General features: G+C 64.2%; 14 protein-coding genes and 1 pseudogene. 14 read left to right on the top strand and 1 reads right to left on the bottom strand.

The window, feature by feature from the left end:
* The first annotated feature begins 1 nt into the window (after window position 1).
* Window positions 2-2,233, top strand: coding sequence for an adenylate/guanylate cyclase domain-containing protein (locus IVA91_RS11320; RefSeq protein WP_247281704.1), 2,232 nt, complete (start codon window positions 2-4; stop codon window positions 2,231-2,233).
* Window positions 2,234-2,364: 131 nt separating this feature from the next.
* Here the strand turns inward: IVA91_RS11320 and IVA91_RS11315 are convergent.
* A pseudogene (locus tag IVA91_RS11315) lies at window positions 2,365-3,955 on the bottom strand (ABC transporter substrate-binding protein).
* 200 nt (window positions 3,956-4,155) lie between these two features.
* Between IVA91_RS11315 and IVA91_RS11310 the strand changes: the two are divergent.
* The 13 genes from IVA91_RS11310 to IVA91_RS11250 all read left to right on the top strand — a co-directional run bounded on the left by IVA91_RS11310 (window position 4,156) and on the right by IVA91_RS11250 (window position 18,155).
* Window positions 4,156-5,814: an ABC transporter substrate-binding protein gene (locus IVA91_RS11310; RefSeq protein WP_247281702.1), complete on the top strand. Its 1,659-nt coding sequence runs from the start codon at window positions 4,156-4,158 to the stop codon at window positions 5,812-5,814.
* A 199-nt stretch (window positions 5,815-6,013) separates the two neighbouring features.
* Entirely contained in the window at window positions 6,014-6,967 is a 954-nt protein-coding gene (locus tag IVA91_RS11305) for an ABC transporter permease (RefSeq protein WP_247281701.1), read from the top strand.
* Window positions 6,968-6,971: 4 nt separating this feature from the next.
* Complete coding sequence (locus IVA91_RS11300) at window positions 6,972-7,874, top strand: ABC transporter permease (RefSeq protein ID WP_247281700.1); 903 nt, start codon at window positions 6,972-6,974, stop codon at window positions 7,872-7,874.
* A gap of 205 nt (window positions 7,875-8,079) precedes the next feature.
* Window positions 8,080-9,114 (top strand): oligopeptide/dipeptide ABC transporter ATP-binding protein, encoded by a 1,035-nt coding sequence (locus tag IVA91_RS11295; RefSeq protein WP_247281699.1) that lies wholly within the window; start codon window positions 8,080-8,082, stop codon window positions 9,112-9,114.
* The gene (locus tag IVA91_RS11290) at window positions 9,111-9,308 is read left to right on the top strand and encodes a hypothetical protein (RefSeq protein WP_247281698.1); all 198 of its coding nucleotides are present in this window, start codon (window positions 9,111-9,113) and stop codon (window positions 9,306-9,308) included. Before IVA91_RS11295 ends, IVA91_RS11290 begins: the two co-directional genes overlap by 4 nt.
* Complete coding sequence (locus IVA91_RS11285; RefSeq protein ID WP_247281697.1) at window positions 9,305-10,720, top strand: amidase; 1,416 nt, start codon at window positions 9,305-9,307, stop codon at window positions 10,718-10,720. Before IVA91_RS11290 ends, IVA91_RS11285 begins: the two co-directional genes overlap by 4 nt.
* Window positions 10,717-11,691 carry an ABC transporter ATP-binding protein gene (locus tag IVA91_RS11280; protein WP_247281696.1) on the top strand — a complete coding sequence of 325 codons (975 nt, stop codon included), beginning with the start codon at window positions 10,717-10,719 and terminating at the stop codon, window positions 11,689-11,691. The genes IVA91_RS11285 and IVA91_RS11280 overlap by 4 nt, the downstream gene beginning before the upstream one ends.
* A 110-nt stretch (window positions 11,692-11,801) precedes the next feature.
* Window positions 11,802-12,071: a GlsB/YeaQ/YmgE family stress response membrane protein gene (locus tag IVA91_RS11275; RefSeq protein ID WP_247281695.1), complete on the top strand. Its 270-nt coding sequence runs from the start codon at window positions 11,802-11,804 to the stop codon at window positions 12,069-12,071.
* A 249-nt stretch (window positions 12,072-12,320) separates the two neighbouring features.
* Window positions 12,321-14,069 (top strand): type I secretion system permease/ATPase, encoded by a 1,749-nt coding sequence (locus tag IVA91_RS11270; RefSeq protein WP_247281694.1) that lies wholly within the window; start codon window positions 12,321-12,323, stop codon window positions 14,067-14,069.
* Window positions 14,066-15,400: an HlyD family type I secretion periplasmic adaptor subunit gene (locus IVA91_RS11265; protein ID WP_247281693.1), complete on the top strand. Its 1,335-nt coding sequence runs from the start codon at window positions 14,066-14,068 to the stop codon at window positions 15,398-15,400. Before IVA91_RS11270 ends, IVA91_RS11265 begins: the two co-directional genes overlap by 4 nt.
* 80 nt (window positions 15,401-15,480) lie before the next feature.
* On the top strand, window positions 15,481-16,950 hold the full coding sequence (locus IVA91_RS11260) for an AMP nucleosidase (protein WP_247281692.1): 1,470 nt from the start codon (window positions 15,481-15,483) through the stop codon (window positions 16,948-16,950).
* 148 nt (window positions 16,951-17,098) lie between these two features.
* Window positions 17,099-17,710, top strand: coding sequence for a tetratricopeptide repeat protein (locus IVA91_RS11255; RefSeq protein ID WP_247281691.1), 612 nt, complete (start codon window positions 17,099-17,101; stop codon window positions 17,708-17,710).
* Window positions 17,711-17,879: 169 nt separating this feature from the next.
* Window positions 17,880-18,155 carry a DUF1488 family protein gene (locus IVA91_RS11250; RefSeq protein ID WP_247281690.1) on the top strand — a complete coding sequence of 92 codons (276 nt, stop codon included), beginning with the start codon at window positions 17,880-17,882 and terminating at the stop codon, window positions 18,153-18,155.
* Window positions 18,156-18,440 lie beyond the last annotated feature (285 nt).

Below are 18,440 nucleotides of genomic sequence, written 5' to 3'. Positions count from 1 at the left end.
CATGAAACGTCTAAAAATCCTGCGGCGGTGGTTTGCGCGCAAGTTCGGCTTTGCGCGGCTGATGTGCCTCGCGCTGCTGGTCCTGTTTGCCGGCGCTCGTCTCTGGGATCCGCCGCCGATGGAAGAATTGCGGCTGCGCACCTTCGATATGTTCCAGCTGATCGATCCGCGTCACAAGACGGCGCGGCCTGTTACCATCGTCGACATCGACGACAAGAGCCTCGCCAAGCTCGGGCAATGGCCGTGGCCGCGCACGCGAATTGCCGATTTGATCCAGAACCTCACCAGTAATGGCGCGGTGGCGATCGGCTTCGACGTGGTGTTCTCGGAGGCCGATCGGCTCAATCCGGATCTGGTCGCGAACCAGATGCGCTATCTCGACGACGCCACCCGTGCCAAGCTGCGCGAGCTGCCGACCAACGACCAGATCCTCGCTGAGGCGATCAAGGGCTCCCGCGTGGTGCTGGGCGAGACCGGGCAGCCGGCGATCTCCTCCGAACTTGACAAGTCCCTGCCCTTCACCGGCGTCGCCACGGTCGGCGAAGAGGGCGCCGAGCGCTTCCTGTTCGAATTCCCCGGCCTCTTGCGCAACGTGCCCGTCATCGAAAAGATCGCCGCCGGCCGCGGCCTGTTCACGATCAAGACCGAGCGCGACGGCCTGATCCGCCGCGTGCCGATGGTGATGCGCGCCCAGGGCAACATCATGCCTTCGCTCAGCCTTGAGATTTTGCGCGTCGCCACCGGCACGCCGACGCTCCTGATCCGGACCGACAAGACCGGCATCAGGGCCGTGCGCCTCAAGGGCCTCGAGATCCCGACCGACAGGAACGGTCAGCTCTGGGTACATTATGCGCGGCAGGATCCCTCGATCTACGTCTCGGCGGCCGACGTGCTCGACAACACCGCGCCGCCCGCCAAGCTCACCGGCAAGCTGGTGCTGGTCGGCACTTCCGCGGTCGGGCTCAACGACATCAAGACCACGCCGGTGTCCTCGACCATGCCGGGGGTCGAGATCCATGCCCAGGTGCTCGAGAGCGTGCTGAGCGGCGCCGTGGTCTCCCAGCCGAACTATGCGCTCGGGGTTGAGCTGATAGCGGCGCTAATCATCGGCCTCCTGGTCATCATCTTCGCGCCGAATCTCGGACCGGTGCGCCTGGTGCTCGTGGGCGCGACCTTCGCCGCCATTCTGGTCGGCGTGTCCTGGTTCTTCTACGCGCAGTACCGCTACCTCATCGATTTTACCTATCCCCTGCTGTCGACCACGGCGATCTATCTGACGCTGATCTTTGCCAGTTTCGTGCGCGAGCAGCGGCAGCGCGTGCAGATCCGCGGACAATTCGCGCAATACATGTCGCCGGTTCTGGTCGAGCAACTCGTACAGTCGCCGGAGAAGCTCGTGCTCGGCGGCGAGGAGCGCGAGATGACGATCATGTTCTCCGACGTGCGCGGCTTCACCTCGATCTCGGAGAGCTACAAGCACGACCCGCAGGGGCTGATCGCGCTGATGAACCGTTTTCTGACGCCGCTGACCGACGTCATCATCGAGCGCAAGGGCTACATCGACAAATACATGGGCGACGCCATCATGGCGTTCTGGAACGCGCCGCTCGACGATGCCGAGCACGAGGTCAACGCCTGCGAGGCCGCGATCCAGATGCTGGAGCAGATCGACGCGGTCAATAAGGAGCGCGAGCAGGAAGCCGCCGACGGCGGCCACGTCTACATTCCGCTCAATGTCGGAATCGGCCTCAACACCGGCATCGGCGTGGTCGGCAACATGGGCTCCGATCTGAAGAAGAACTACTCCGTGCTCGGCGACAGCGTGAACCTCGCCTCGCGCCTTGAGGGGCAGACCAAGGCATACGGCTTCCCGATCATCGTCGGCTCAAGGACGGCGCTCGCGGCCAAGGACAAGTTCGCGATCCTCGAGCTCGACTTCATCATGGTCAAGGGCAAGACCGAGCCGGAGGTGATCTATGCCATCGCCGGCCGTGAGGACGTGATGCATTCGGGCGCTTTCCAGCGCCTGCGCAACATCACCATCGAAATGCTCGGCTGCTATCGCAATCGCGACTGGCAGGGCGCACTGGACGCGATCGAGCGCGGGCGCAAGAGCGAAGACGCCGACACGCTGGAGAAGCTGTTCAGGCTCTATGAAGCGCGGATCAGAGATTTCCAGCTGACGCCGCCACCGGAAGGGTGGACCGGGGCTTATGCGCTGCTGACGAAGTAGTAGCTCGCGTCACCGCTCCCGTAGGGTGGGCGAAGGCGCGAAGCGCCGTGCCCACCACCTCTCCTTGGGTCCGCTTGAAGAGGCGGGCACGCTCGCTTTGCCCACCCTACGACCGCGGGGCTTGTCGCGCCTCACTCCACCCCGATCGTCGTCAAATCCTGAGTGCTGCGCCTGCACGAACTGCTTGATCTTCGGCGAGAGCGCGTGCGGATTGGTGTCGTGGACCACCCAGACCAGCGTGGCATCGTTCACGATCAGCGCATGCGCCTGCGCCAGCAGAGCGTCCTGTTTGGCGGAATCGAACGTCTGCTTGGCCTTGTCGATCAGTGCATCGACCTCAGGGTTCTTGTAGCCACCCCAGTTGACGCCGACCGGCGCGATCTGCCCGGAATGGAAGAAGCGGACGATGGCGTAGAGCGGGTCGGAGGTGACATAGGCGATGTTGTTGGCGGTGATGCCGGCGTTCATCTCGTCGGCCGCGCCTTTGCGCCAGTGTGTATATAACGTCTCGAGCTCGACCACCTTGAAGTCGATCTCGATGCCGATCTCCTTGAAGCTCTGCTGCAGGAATTCATTCATCGGCAGGGACAGCATCTGGCCGGTGCCGCCCTGCGCAATGATGAAGGTGGTCTTCAGTGGCTTCGCCTTGGAGTAGCCGGCCTCTTCGACCAGCTTCTTGGCCGCGGCGAGATCATATCTCAGCTCGAAGCTCGGCTTACCGAACCACGGGCTGGAGGGATCAACCTGACCCTTGGCAGGTTTTGCCAAGCCGTTCATCAGGGCGACCACCCCCTCGCGATCGATCGCGAGGTTCAGTGCTTTGCGCAGGCGGATGTCGGTCCAGGGCGAGCCCGGCAGCACGCTCAGATGATAGTTCCAGACATGCGGCGTGACGTTGTCGACGAGCTTCATGCCGGCCGCTTTCAGCTGCGGCACGGCGTCTGGCGCCGGCGTCTCGATCAAATCTACTTGGCCCGCAAGCAGAGCGTTTGTGCGCGTCAGCGCCTCCGGCATCGGCACCAGCACGATCTTATCGGCCTTCGGAATGCGCTTCTTGTTCCAGTAGTCCGGGTTCTTGGTGAGCTCGGCGAGCTCGCGCGGCACCAGCTTTGTCAGTTTGAATGGACCGGTCCCGGAGGGTTGGCTTGCGAACCTGTCCCAATCCTTTCCGAGCTTTTCGTATTGCGCCGGGCTCGATACCAGGAACCACAGCATCTGGTAGGGAAAGAAGGAGTCGATCGTCTTGGTGGTGATCTCCACCGCGAAGTCGTCGATTTTGGCGTAGCTCGCGACCGAGGGAAGGCGGGTCTTCACCTGCGCGCTCTGCCGCTTGTCGAATTGCGGCGCCTTGTCGTTGAGCACTTTGTCCAGATTCCAGATTACTGCATCGGCATTGAACTCGCTGCCGTCGTGAAACGTCACGCCTTTGCGCAAAGTAAAGCGCCATTTGGTCTTGTCGGTATCATCGACCTTCCATTCGGTGGCGAGCCCCGGCACCAGCCTGCCGGGGCGGTCGGCGACGTCCATCTCCCAGGCCACCAAGGGATCGTAGATCGTGTAGGCGGTGAACTGATAAGCACCGGCGCCGCGATCGGGCTGACCCGTCGTCAGCGGAATGTCCGCCATCGAGATGCCGTAGCGCACCACCGTTTCGGCGCGCGCCGCCATCGCGGACAACGCTAGCGCAAGCACGGCGAGACAGGTCGACAATCGAATACGCATTGGCCCCAAGCTCCCAGGAGACGTCGGGGCCGAACTTGCAATCTTGATGCCAGAATAGGCAATGCCACGCGTTTACCCTCGCGCGACCCACAAGGACTTGTCGTCGCAGTGACAAATGGCAGAATAAGTTTCTCTTTGGCATAGCCATTGCATACGATTGCATCAAAAATAGTCATCCAAGCCGGAAAAGGATTGAGGCGATGCTTATCAAGAAGACCACACGCGCGGCATTGATCGCGGTGCTCGCTCTAACGACCGCCGCCGCATGGCCGCGCATGGCCAGTGCCGAAACTGTGCTGCGCATTGGCATGACCGCCGTCGATATTCCGCGCACCCTGGGCCAGCCTGACCAGGGTTTTGAAGGCAATCGCTTCACCGGCCTTACCATGTATGACGGGCTCACCGGCTGGGACCTGTCCTCGGCCGACAAGGCGAGCGTGGTAATCCCCGGCCTTGCCATCGAGTGGAAAGTCGACGATGCCGACAAGACCAAGTGGGTGTTCAAGCTGCGCCCCGGCGTCACCTTCCATGACGGCTCGCCGTTCAATGCGGACGCCGTGGTGTGGAACGTCGAGAAGGTCTTGAAGCAGGACGCGCCGCAATTCGACGCCAGCCAGGTCGGCGTTACGGCTTCGCGCATGCCGACGCTGGCGTCGGCGAAGAAGATCGACGACATGACGGTCGAACTCACCACCAAGGAACCCGACAGCTTCCTGCCGATCAACCTCACCAACCTGTTCATGGCGAGTCCGACGAAGTGGCAGGCCTTCTACGACAAGGCGGAAGGCCCTGACGCCAAGGCGAAGTCGCAAGCCGCCTGGACGGCGTTTGCCAGGGACGCCTCGGGCACCGGCCCGTGGAAGATGGCGAGCTTCACGCCGCGCGAGCGGCTCGAGCTGGTCAAGAACGCGAACTATTGGGACAAGGCGCGCGTGCCGAAGATCGACAAGATGGTGCTGTTGCCGATGCCCGAAGCCAATGCGCGCACCGCCGCGCTGCTCTCCGGCCAGGTCGATTGGGTCGAGGCTCCGGCGCCGGATGCGCTGCCCGAGCTCAAGCAGCGCGGCTTCAAGCTCTACGCCAACGAGCAGCCGCATGTCTGGCCCTGGCAGTTCTCGCGTGTCGAGGGCTCGCCTTGGAACGACATCCGCGTGCGCAAGGCCGCGAACCTCTGCGTCGATCGCGATGGCCTCAGGGACGGCCTACTCGCCGGCCTGATGGTGCCGGCGACTGGCACCTTCGAGCCCGGCCATCCCTGGCGCGGCAAACCGAGCTTCGAGATCAAGTATGACAAGGCGGCTGCGCAAAAGCTGATGCAGGAGGCCGGCTTCGGCCCGAACAAGAAGCTGACGGTGAAGACCCAGACATCAGCCTCCGGCTCGGGCCAGATGCAGCCGCTGCCGATGAACGAATATCTCCAGCAGGCGCTGGCCGAATGCTATTTCGACGTGCAGCTCGACGTCATCGAATGGAACACGCTATTCACCAACTGGCGCCGCGGCGCCAAGGACGCTAGCGCCAACGGTGCGAACGCGACCAACGTCACCTATGCGGCGATGGACCCGTTCTTCGCGCTGGTGCGCTTCCTGCAATCGGGCATGGCGCCGCCGGTGTCGAACAATTGGGGCTTCATCAACAACCCGAAATTCGACGAGCTGGTGAAGAAGGCACGCCAGACCTTCGATCCTGCCGCGCGTGACGCCGCGCTCGCCGAACTGCACGCAGCCTCCGTCGACGACGCCGCCTTCCTCTACGTCGCCCACGACGTCGGCCCGCGCGCCATGAGCCCGAAGGTGACAGGCGTCGTGCAGCCGAAGAGCTGGTTCATCGACTTCTCGCCGGTGTCGATCGCGCAGTAGTTCTGGCGACCTGCTCAGTGCACCCTCTCCCTTTGCGGGAGAGGGTGTCTCGCCGCGCAGCGGCGAGACGGGTGAGGGGTTCTCTCCGCGGGAGCCTCTCTTGCATTCGGAATGATTGTACTCGCGGATAAAACCCCTCATCCGGCGCGCTGCGCGCGCCACCTTCTCCCACAAGGGGAGAAGAAAGAAAGAACTCAACGTGCTCGCCTACATCGCCAGACGCATCGTCTATGTCGTCCCGATCGTCATCAGCGTGGCGCTGGTGTGCTTTCTGCTCGTGCACATCACACCTGGCGATCCCCTGGTCGCCGTACTGCCAGCCGATGCCTCGCAGGAGCTCGCAGCGCAGCTGCGCGCCGCCTATGGCTTCGACCGGCCGCTACCGGTGCAGTTCGGGCTCTGGCTGCTGCGTGCGCTCCACGGCGATCTCGGCAATTCCATCGCTACGGGTCGTCCCGTGCTGGCCGAGGTCATGCGCGCGGTCGGCAACACCGTCACGCTGGCGATTGCCGCAGCCATCATCGGCTTCACCATGGGCATCCTGCTCGGCTTGATCGCCGGTTATTTTCGCGAGACCTGGATCGACAAGGTCGCGACCTCCTTTGCGATCGCCGGCGTCTCGGTGCCGCATTACTGGCTCGGCATGCTGCTCGTCATCATCTTCTCGGTGCAGCTGAACTGGCTGCCCGCGATCGGCGCCGGGCCCAACGGCTCCAACTCGTGGGCCTGGGATTGGGCGCACCTGAAATATCTCGTGCTGCCTGCGATCACGACCTCGGTGATCCCGATGGGCATCGTCACCCGCACCGTGCGTGCGCTCACCGGCGACATTCTCAGCCAGGATTTTGTCGAAGCATTGCGCGCCAAAGGTCTGCGTGAAACCGGCGTATTCCGCCACGTCATCAAGAATGCAGCGCCGACCGCGCTCGCGGTGATGGGGCTTCAGCTCGGCTACATGCTGGGCGGCTCGATCCTGATCGAGACCGTGTTCTCCTGGCCGGGCTCCGGTTTCCTGCTCAACTCCGCGATCTTCCAGCGCGATCTGCCGCTGCTGCAAGGCACGATCCTGATCCTGGCGCTGTTTTTCGTGTTCCTCAATCTGCTGGTCGACATCGCGCAAGCCGCGATCGACCCACGCATCAAGCGGGGCTAGCGGGATGAGCGAGCTTCCGTTGTCCGCCACCAGTGACGCCGCACTTCAGGCCGCACCCGTGACCAAGGCGCGCGGCTATTGGGCGACTGTCGGACGCCGCATCATGCGCGACAAGGTCAGCATGGCCTGCGCGCTGGTGCTGCTGCTGATCTTCCTGTCGGCGATCCTCGCGCCATGGCTGGGTCTCGCAGATCCCTACAAGGGCTCGATGATCCGCCGCCTCCGCCACATCGGAACGACAGGCTATCCGCTCGGCACCGACGAGCTCGGGCGCGACATGCTGGCGCGGTTGATTTATGGGGGGCGGCTGTCGTTGGTCATCGGCATTTTGCCCGTGATCCTCGCCTTCTGCATCGGCACCTCGCTCGGCCTCGTCGCCGGCTATGTCGGCGGCAGGCTCAACACCGCGATCATGCGCACGGTCGACGTGTTCTATGCCTTCCCCTCCGTGCTGCTCGCCATCGCCATCTCCGGCGCGCTGGGGGCGGGCATCCTCAATTCCATCGTGTCGTTGACCGTCGTGTTCGTGCCGCAGATCACCCGCGTCGCCGAAAGCGTCACCACCGGCGTGCGCAACATGGATTTCGTCGAGGCCGCACGCGCGTCCGGCGCCGGCGCCTTCACCATCATGCGCGTGCACATCCTTGGCAATGTGCTCGGCGCGATCTTCGTCTATGCCACCAGCCTGATCTCGGTCTCGATGATCTTGGCGGCAGGTCTGTCCTTCCTCGGCCTCGGCACCAAGCCGCCGGAGCCGGAATGGGGCCTGATGTTGAACACCTTGCGCACGGCGATCTACGTCAATCCCTGGGTCGCAGCGCTCCCGGGCGCGATGATCTTCGCGGTCTCGATTTGCTTCAATCTGCTCTCGGACGGCCTGCGCAGCGCCATGGACATCAGGAACTAACGATGATGAGAGAGACGCAGACTTTCGCGGCGTTGATGGTGCCACACCTCTCCCGTAGGGAGAGACATAGGCCGCCTTCTGGGGCCGTTCTTAAGAACCCCGAAGCGAAGGTTCAGCTATGTTGTATCGTCAGACACAATCCGGGTGAGGGGCTCCGCTCTATCGAGTTTGCCGCGCGGCAATGACGACGGATCAGCCAATCGAAATGCTTGAACCGGTCGAGGACCGCGGCGGCGTCGCGCAGCCGCTGCTTCAGGTCAATGGCCTGACAAAACACTTCCCCGTGCGCGGCGGCCTGTTCGCCACCAAGCGCACCGTGCGTGCCGTCGACAACGTCTCCTTCGCCGTCGCTAAGGGCGAGACCGTCGGCATCGTCGGGGAGTCCGGCTGCGGCAAATCGACCACCGCGCGCCTCTTGATGCATCTGATGCCGCGCGACACCGGCGACATCATCTATGATGGCATGATCGTCGGTCAGTCGCTGAGCTTGCGCGAGCTTCGCCGCGGCATGCAGATGGTTTTCCAGGATTCCTACGCCTCACTTAATCCGCGGCTGACGATCGAGGAATCCATTGCCTTCGGCCCCAAGGTCCACGGCATGGCCGATAACGCAGCGCGCACGCTGGCGCGCGAGTTGCTCGGTAAGGTTGGCCTGCGCCCCGAAAACTTCGCCAGCCGTTATCCGCACGAAATCTCCGGCGGCCAACGCCAGCGCGTCAACATCGCGCGCGCCCTGGCGCTGTCGCCGCGACTGGTGATCCTGGACGAAGCCGTCTCCGCGCTCGACAAGTCCGTCGAGGCGCAGGTGCTCAATCTGCTGGCCGATCTCAAGCGCGAGTTCGGCCTGACCTATCTGTTCATCAGCCACGACCTCAATGTCGTTCGCTACATCAGCGACCGTGTGCTGGTGATGTATCTCGGGGAAGTCGTCGAGCTCGGCCCGGTCGACCAGGTCTGGGACCAGCCGGCGCATCCCTATACGCGCGCGCTGCTGGCGGCGATGCCGTCTTCCGACCCTGATAGCCGCACCGAGACGCCGCCAATCACGGGCGATCCGCCCAATCCGATCGACCCGCCCTCGGGCTGCCGCTTCCACACCCGATGTCCGTTTGCGGAGCCGCTCTGCGCAAATGCGACGCCAAAGCTCACTGCGCTCGATAATATGGGCCACGAGGCTGCGTGCTACATGGCGATCCCAGATTCAGGCCATAGCAGCGCGCCGAGGGAGAAGACCGCATGACGAGACCGACACCGAAAGAGATCAAGCCGATCGCACGGATCGCCGGCGTTCCCGTGGATGACGAGATCGCAACCCGCATCTCCAACTCCATCGGGCCTGCCTTCGAGGGCTTTGCGGCCATTGCCGGCACACTGCCGTTCGATCTCGAGCCCGCCGGGCATGTGCTCGCGCAGACGCAGAAGGTGTCGAAATGAGCACCGATCCTGCCTTGATGACGCTCACCGAGGTCGCGCGTGCGATCGCGATGAAGCAGGTCTCCTCGCATGAGGTCACACGCGCGTTGCTGCAACGCATCGCGCAGTGGCAGCCGCATCTCAATGCCTTCATGTCCATCGAGGCGGAAGCCGCGCTGAAGGCGGCCGAGGCCGCCGACGCCGAGCTCGCCAAGAATAACGTTCGTGGTCCGCTGCACGGCGTGCCGCTCGCGCACAAGGACATGTATTACGACGCCGGCAAGGTTTCGACCTGCGGCTCGCTGATCCGCCGCGACTTCGTTCCGACCGTGACCTCCACCGCCTTGCAGCGGCTGAAGGATGCGGGCCAGGTCCGGCTGGGCACGCTGCACCTCGCCGAATTCGCCTACGGCCCGACCGGGCACAACGCCCATTACGGCCCGGTGCGCAATCCCTGGAACGTGGCCCACATCACCGGCGGGTCCTCATCCGGTTCCGGTTCGGCGGTTGCTGCGCGTTTGACTTATGCGGCGCTCGGCTCGGACACCGGCGGCTCGATCCGCATGCCCGCGCATTTCTGCGGCGTCACAGGCCTCAAGACCACCGTCGGGCGCGTCAGCCGTGCCGGTGCGATGCCGCTGTCGCAATCGCTCGACACGGTCGGTCCGCTCGCCCGCACCGCCGAGGATTGCGCGCTGCTGCTGGCCCTGCTCGCCGGTGCGGACCCCTTGGATTCGACCTGTAGCCACGAGCCGTTGTCGGATTACGTGGCTGCGACCAAGGGCTCTCTGAAGGGTCTGAAATTAGGGGTACCCGCGTCCTTCTATGTCGACGATCTCGACAGCGAGGTCGCGCGCGTGCTGGACGAGACTATTGCCGTGCTCAAACGCGAGGGCGCCGACATCGTCACGGTCGAGCTGCCGGACCAGCGGCAACTGTCCTCGGCGAGCCAGCTCGTGCTTGCGGCCGAAGCCGCCGCGTTCCACAAGCGCTGGATGATCGAGCGTCCGCAAGATTACGGCGCGCAGGTCCTGATGCGGCTTCAGAACGGGCTCGCGGTTCCCGCCATCACTTATCTCGAGGCGATGCGCTGGCGCGGCCCAGCACTTGCTGCCCACAACGCGGCCACCGCGGCCGTCGACGCGGTGATCGCGCCGGCATCCCCTGTGCCGGCGCCGACAATCGAGGAGAGCGACGTCGGCGGCGGCCCGAACGCGCCGGCGCTGTTGCAGCGGCTGACGTTGTTCACCCGCCCGGTGAACTTCCTCGGCCTGCCGTCGCTCACGGTGCCGTCCGGCTTCAGCAAAAGCGGCCTGCCGATCGGCATGCAGCTGATCGGCCGCTCGTTCGATGAGGCCACCTTGCTCACCATCGGCGCCGCGTTCCAGCGCGTCACCGACTATCACGATCGATTGCCGAAACTTCCGTCATGACAAAACTCGTCGAGATCTCACGCCTCAACATCCGCTTCACCGGGGAGCGCACGGTCTATGCCGTGAACGATCTCAGCCTCTCGCTCGGAAACAGTGAGGTGCTGGGCCTGCTCGGCGAATCCGGCTCGGGCAAGAGCGTGACATTGCGTGCGCTGATGCGGCTGTTGCCGAAGAAGCGCACGCAGATTGCGGGCACGGTCAACGTGATGGGCCGCGACGTGCTCGCCATGAACGACGAAGAGCTTTCGTCCTTCCGCGGCCAGACCGTCTCGATGATCTTCCAGGAGCCCGCGCTCGCGCTCGATCCGGTCTACACCATTGGCGCGCAGATCGCCGAAAGCGTCGTGCGCCATGAAGGCAAGAGCTTTGCGGAAGGGCGGGCGCGAGCGCTCGAAATGCTCGAGGTCGTGCGCATCCCCTCGGCCAAGCGGCGGCTGGATGCCTATCCGCATGAGATGTCCGGCGGCATGCGCCAGCGCGCGATGATCGCGCTGGCGCTCGCCTGCCGGCCGAAGATTCTGCTCGCGGACGAGCCGACCACTGCGCTCGATGCCACCGTGCAGATCCAGATACTCTTGCTGCTGCGCGAGCTGCAGCGCGAGTTCGGCATGTCCGTCATCTTCGTCACCCACGACATCGGCGTGGCCATCGAGATCTGCGATCGCGTCGCGGTGATGTATGCCGGCCAGATCGTGGAGCAGGGGAGCCTGCGTGACATCGTCCGCTCGCCGGTGCATCCCTACGCCAAGGGCCTGCTCGCCTCCACCATCCACGGCGCCAAGCGCGGGCAGCGGCTCGAAACCATCCCCGGCACGCCGCCGTCGCTGGCGGAAAAACCCCACAATTGCTCCTTCGCCTCGCGCTGCAAGCTAGCCGAGCCGCGCTGCCTGGAGCAGTTGCCTGCGAATGTGGAGGTCGCGCCGGGCCGGGCGGCCAGATGCGTGCTGGCGGAGCCGGTGGTCGCGTCGTAGGCGGTAGCATTCATCTCGCAGCGTCTACCGTCGGGCGCGGCGAACACCCATTCAGACGCCATTCATCCGGCTTCGGTTCCATAGGCCATTCACGGAGAGGGACGTAACCGATGCACATTTCCAACGAAGGGCTGCTCGTCATCCTGTTCGTCGGCCTGGTTGCTGGCTGGCTTGCCGGCAAGGTGGTGCGCGGGACCGGATTCGGCATTATCGGCGACATCGTGGTCGGCATCGCCGGCGCCCTGATCGCAAGCTTCCTGTTTCCAAAGCTCGGTATTCGTCTCGGCACCGGGCTCGTGTCCGAGATCGTCTATTCCGCCATCGGCGCGGTCATTCTGCTTCTCGTGGTGCGACTGGTGCGCGGCGGGGGCCGGTTTTAGCCCGGCGTTCGCCGATTGGAACTTTCAGCCTTTTCCGGGAAGAGCCTGAAAGCCTGCAAGAAAAAGCCGCAAGCCTGTGAAATTCCGGACTTGCGCGGAAGGCTGCCAGGGGTAGATGTGGCTCATCGGGCCCGGATTAGGTCGACTGCGTTGGACGCGCGGAAAACGCGTTGTTAATCCGGGTCAAGTACCCTCAATTCGCCTTTGAAATCAGGGGGCTTTGCCCCTCACCCGAAAGAGATCAGACTGATGGCAGCCATCCCTGGCGTCCGCCGTTCAGAGCTCGGTGACGCCTTGCGAGCTTGTCGCTCGGCGTTCGTCGGCGTCGGCTTGATGAGCTGCATGATCAACCTGCTCTATCTGACCGGATCGATCTTCATGCTGGAGGTCTACGACCGGGTGCTGCCGAGCCGCAGCATTCCGACCCTGGTCGGCCTCATCATCCTCGCCAGCTTCCTCTACATGGCGCAGGGCGTGCTCGACATGATCCGCAACCGGATCTTGGGGCGGATCGGAACCGCGCTGGACGAGGCCCTCAACAAGCGCGTGTTCGACACCATCGTGCGCCTGCCGCTCATCGTCGGCAGCCGCAACGAGGGCCTGCAGCCGCTGCGCGACCTCGATAACGTCCGCTCCTTCCTCGGCGGCATGGGGCCAAGCGCATTTTTCGACCTGCCCTGGCTGCCGCTCTATCTCGCCATCTGCTTCGCCTTCCACGTCCTGATCGGCGTCACCGCGCTTGCCGGTGCCATCATCTTGGTGGGACTGACGCTCGTCACCGAGTTCATGTCCCGCCAGCCGGCGCGCGAAGCGATGGGGCTTGCCGCCCAGCGCAACGATCTCGCCCAGGCCAGCCGCCGCAATGCCGAAGTCATGGTGTCGATGGGCATGGCCGGCCGGATGAACCAGCGCTGGAGCGAGGCCAACGAAAAATATCTCGCCGGCAATCAGCGGGCGAGCGACGTCGCCGGCGGCCTCGGCGCGGTCGCAAAGGTGCTGCGCATGATGCTGCAATCGGCCGTGCTCGCGGTCGGCGCCTATCTCGTGATCCATCAGGAGGCGACGGCCGGCATCATCATCGCCGGCTCGATCCTCTCCGCCCGCGCGCTGGCGCCGGTCGATCTTGCGATTGCGCACTGGAAATCCTTCGTCGCGGCCCGCCAGAGCTGGCAGCGTCTCACGCGGCTCCTCGAACAGATGCCGGCGCAGGCGATGCCGACCCAATTGCAGGCGCCCACCAGCCGGCTCTCGGTCGAAGGCGTCGCCATGGTGGCTCCCGGCGACCAGCGCCTCATCGTGCAGGACGTCACCTTCGCGCTCGCCGCCGGCAACGGCCTCGGCGTGATCGGGCCAAGCGGCTCCGGCAAGTCGTCGCTGATCCGCGCGCTGGTCGGCGTCTGGCAGCCGGTGCGCGGCAAGGTGCGTCTCGACGGCGCCGCGCTCGACCAATGGTCCTCCGACACGCTCGGTCGCCACATCGGCTATTTGCCGCAGGACGTCGAATTGTTCGGCGGCACCATCGCGCAGAACATCAGCCGGTTCGATCCCGAGGCCACCTCCGACGCGATCATCGCCGCGGCCAAGGAGGCCGGCGTGCACGAGATGATCATCAAGATGCGCGAGGGCTACAACACGCAGGTCGGCGAGCAGGGCGCCGCGCTGTCCGCAGGTCAGGCGCAGCGTGTGGCGCTGGCGCGCGCGCTCTACGGCAATCCGTTCCTGGTCGTGCTCGACGAGCCCAACTCAAACTTGGACACCGAAGGCGACGAGGCGCTGACCCGCGCCATCCGCTCGGCGCGCGAGCGCGGCGCCATTGTCGTCGTGGTGGCGCACCGCCCGATCGGCGTCGAGGCGGTCGACCAGATCCTGGTGCTGCGCGACGGCCGCATGCAGGCCTTCGGCCCGAAGGAGCAGGTCCTGGCCCAGGTGCTGCAGCCGCGCGTATCGCCGCCGGCGCCGATCAAGATCGTCAGCGAAGGTGGAGTGCCAAAGTCATGAGCACGTTGGCGATCGGCGGCACGAAGCCTGCCGCGAAAAAGACCGTGCGCGATTCGATCAAGTTCCACCTGATGCTCGGCCTCGCCATCGTGATGGTCCTCGTCGTCGGCCTCGGCGGTTGGGCTTCAACAGTGCTGATCTCGGGCGCGCTGATCGCGCCAGGGCAGATCGTAGTCGAGTCCAATGTCAAAAAGGTGCAGCATCCGACCGGCGGCGTGGTCGGCGAGGTGCGCGCCCGCGATGGCGACGTGGTCAAGGCCGGCGATATCGTGGTGCGGCTCGACGACACCGTCACCAAGGCCAACCTCGCCATCGTCACCAAAAATCTCGATGCGGCGCAAGCGCGCGCGGCGCGACTGCAGGCCGAGCAGCGCGGTCTCGACAAGATCGAATTCCCGCAAGCCCTCCTCGAGCGCGCCAACGATCCCGACGTCAGGGTGCTGCTCTCCGCCGAAACCAAGCTGTTCGACGTCCGTGTCAACGGCCGCACCGGGCAGAAGGCCCAGCTGCGCGAACGCATCACGCAGCTCAACGAGGAAATTTCCGGCCTCAGTGCGCAGGAGAAGGCCAAGGACCAGGAGATCGCGCTGGTGCAGAACGAACTCACCGGCGTGCGCGAGCTCTATGACAAGCGCCTGGTGCAGATCTCGCGCCTGACCCAGCTCGAACGCGACTCGGCGCGCCTCAACGGCGAGCGCGCGCAGTACATCGCTTCGCGCGCCCAGGCCAAGGGCAAGATCACGGAGACCGAGCTCCAGATCATCCAGATCGACAAGGACGTGGTCAGCGAGGTCTCCAAGGACCTGCGCGAGACCAACGACAAGATCGGCGAGCTGATCGAGCGCAAGGTCGCCGCCGAAGACCAGCTCCGCCGCATCGACATCCGCGCGCCGCAGGACGGCATGGTGCTGCAATCGACGGTGCACACCGTCGGCGGCGTCGTCACCGCCGGCGATGCCCTGATGCTGATCGTGCCGCAAGCCGACGACCTCCAGGTCGAGGCCAAGGTCAACCCGGTCGACATCGACAAGCTCCAGATCGGCCAGAAGACGCTGTTGCGCCTGTCCGCCTTCAACCAGCGCACCACGCCTGAGCTCAATGGCGTCGTTAGCCGCGTATCACCCGACGTCACCAGCGACCAGCGCACCGGCCAGAGCTATTACACCATCCGCGTCTCGATGCCGGCGCAAGAGATCGCCCGTCTCGGCGACGTCAAGATGATCCCGGGCATGCCCGTGGAAGCCTTCGTCCAGACCGGCGACCGCACCATGCTGTCATATCTGATGAAGCCGCTGCACGACCAGCTGATGCGGGCGTTCCGGGAGAAGTGACGCCCGAAAGCGCGTCATCTCCACGACTTGGCTGTCACTTTGTTATACTGCGATTGCAAACAGCAACCCAGCGGTCGACCATGCAATCTCCACCCCCCATCGCCACCGAATCCTTCTCTGACGCTGACCTTGCCGTCGCCCGTCTCGAAGAGATCTACGAGCGCAACACGAAATTCCTGCGCGACCGGTTCGAGGCCTATGTTGGCGGCGAAGCGGTCACGACGCGGGTCCGGGCCTATTATCCCTTCGTCCGCGTCACCACCGCGACGCATGCGCGGCTGGATTCGCGCCTGTCCTACGGTTTCGTCGCCGGCCCCGGCGTGCACGAGACCAGCGTGACGCGGCCGGATCTGTTCCGTGCCTATCTCACCGAGCAGATCGGACTGCTGGTCCAGAACCACGGTGTTCCCGTCGAGATCGGGGAATCCGCCGAGCCGATCCCGATCCACTTCGCCTATCGCCGCGACATCAACATCGAAGCCGCCATCACCACCGGCGAGAACTCGGCCATCACGCGATCGCTGCGCGATGCGTTCGACGTGCCTGATCTTGCCACGATGGACGATTCGATCGCCGACGGTACCTTCGAGCTCCAGCCCGGCGCGCCCGAGCCGCTATCCCTGTTCCGCGCTGCGCGCGTCGATTACTCGCTGCGACGGCTCTATCACTACACCGGCACGGATCCCGAATACTTCCAGAACTTCGTCATCTTCACCAATTACCAATTCTATGTCGATGCCTTCGCGCAGCTCTGCCAGCAGCGGCTTCAGTCCGGCGAGGCCGGCCTCGAAGCCTTTGTCGCGCCGGGCAACGTCATCACGCGCAATGCTGGCTCGATCAGCGGCACGCCGCCATTGCGCGTGCCGCAGATGCCGGCCTTCCATCTGGTCGCGCCCGGCTATCGCGGCATCAGCCTGATCAATATCGGCACGGGACCATCCAATGCGCGCAATGTCACCGATCATGTCGCCGTGTTGCGCCCGCATGCCTGGCTAATGCTCGGCCATTGCGCAGGCCTGCGCAACACGCAGCGGCTTGGCGACTACGTGCTCGCGCATGGTTATGTGCGCGAGGATCATGTGCTCGATCGTGAGCTACCGCTGTGGGTGCCGATCCCGGCGCTGGCCGAGATGCAGGTTGCGCTCGAGGAGGCGGTCGAGGACGTCACCGGGCTGGAAGGCTTCGAGCTCAAGCGGCTGATGCGCACCGGCACCGTCGCGAGCGTCGACAACCGCAACTGGGAGATTTCCGGGCCGGCGGTGATCCGCCGCCTGTCGCAATCACGTGCGGTCGCGCTCGACATGGAATCGGCCGCGATCGCCGCCAACGGCTACCGCTTCCGCGTCCCCTACGGCACACTGCTCTGCGTCTCCGACAAGCCGCTGCACGGCGAGATCAAGCTAGCGGGCATGGCCAGCGAGTTCTATCGCCGTCGCGTCGGCCAGCATCTCGAGATCGGCCTGAAGGCCCTGGAGCGGCTCAAGCAGCAGGAATCGGAGCGGCTGCATTCGCGAAAGCTGAGGAGTTTCGCCGAGGTCGCGTTTCAGTAGCGCGTCCCTCCCGCTTGCCGGCAGGATCTGGCAGCAAGACTGTCGCACGCCCGACGCTGGCGTCTCAGTGAGAGCGCAATCATCCCGGAATATCGCCGCCATGACAGGGTTATCACGTCATCCGGGGCCGCAGAAGCAGGAGACAGGAATGATCACAGCGATGATCAGAATCGTCGTGCTGGGAACGGTCGCAGCGGCGCTGTTCGCTTCGCCGGTATTGGCCGCGGGCGGCGGAGGAGGCGGTGGAGGTGGTGGCATCAGCTCCATGGACCCCTATGCGGGCGCCTATTCGGATCAGAAAGCGCAGCCCACCTACCCGAAACGCTCCAAGCCAAGGGCAACCCAGAAAGGCAAGAAGCCGAACAACCAGTCCAGCATCGGGGATCCCGCATTCGCGGCCAGCTACCGCGCGGCCTATGACACGATCTACGAGCGCAACGATTATGCGGTCGCGATCGAGCAATTGAAGGCGCTCGGCCACGACGATCATCCGACCGTCGCCAATCTCATCGGTTACTCATATCGCAAGCTCGGCGACTACAAGCAGTCGGAGATTTGGTACGAGCGCGCGCTGAAGGCCGATCCGAATCACGTGCTGACCTGGCAGTATTATGGGCTTTGGCAGCTCGAGCAGGGCAACCGCGAGCAGGCAATGTTTCACCTGGACCGCATCGCTGCGATCTGCGGGCGTGATTGCGAGGAGTACAAGTCCCTGGCGACTGCGCTGGAGAAACCCACAGGCGCGGCCCTCGTTTACTGAGAACGCAGGCGGGTCAGGCCCGCCGCTGTACGAAGCGCAGTCCGCTCGGCGTAATCCACTATCGCGACAATAGGTGGGTTACGCCTTGGGCTAACCCACCCCTAGACATGGTGACAAGCAAAGAAATTTTCAGCATTGTCCGGCGCGGGGGTTCGACCGGGACGACTTGATGCCACTCATGCGCGACAAGATCATTGGCCATGATCTCGAACGGCTGGCCTTTCGCTTCACCATGCTGAACGATGGCGATGTGGTGCAGTGCCAGATCAGCGACGCCGCGATGGACGAGCTCGCGGGCATGCAGGGCACCGAAAGCAGCGCGCGCCAGGCGCAATTCCTGTCGCTGCGCGAGACCATCGAGCGGATCGCGTCAGACCTCTACGACGAAGCGCCACGGGTGAAGGGGCACGTGGTGCGGATCTTCACGCGGCATTTGGCGAGGTGAGATCCATTGAACCACGAGCGCTAGCCCCTCGCCGTCGTTTTTCGAGGCTCTGTTTGCGATGGCAGGGCGATCGCAACACTCCTCCCCTGCGGCCATCCTTCGAGACGCCCGCCTTCGGCGGGCCCTCAGGATGAGGGCGGAGTGTGCGGCAAAAGTTTCAACGAGCGCCAACGTGGCCTCATCCTGAGAGCCTGACCGAAAAAGGGTGAGCGGTTTTGGCCGGCTTGTGATTCCTTCGGATTTGCAAAGATTCGAGGGAGGACACCATGCCGTGGACCAAAACCG

The sequence above is a fragment of the Bradyrhizobium sp. 153 genome, from assembly GCF_023073835.1.
Taxonomy (GTDB): domain Bacteria; phylum Pseudomonadota; class Alphaproteobacteria; order Rhizobiales; family Xanthobacteraceae; genus Bradyrhizobium.
Note: the sequence above shows the minus strand (reverse complement) of the source record. Positions and strands in the feature narration are given on the sequence as shown.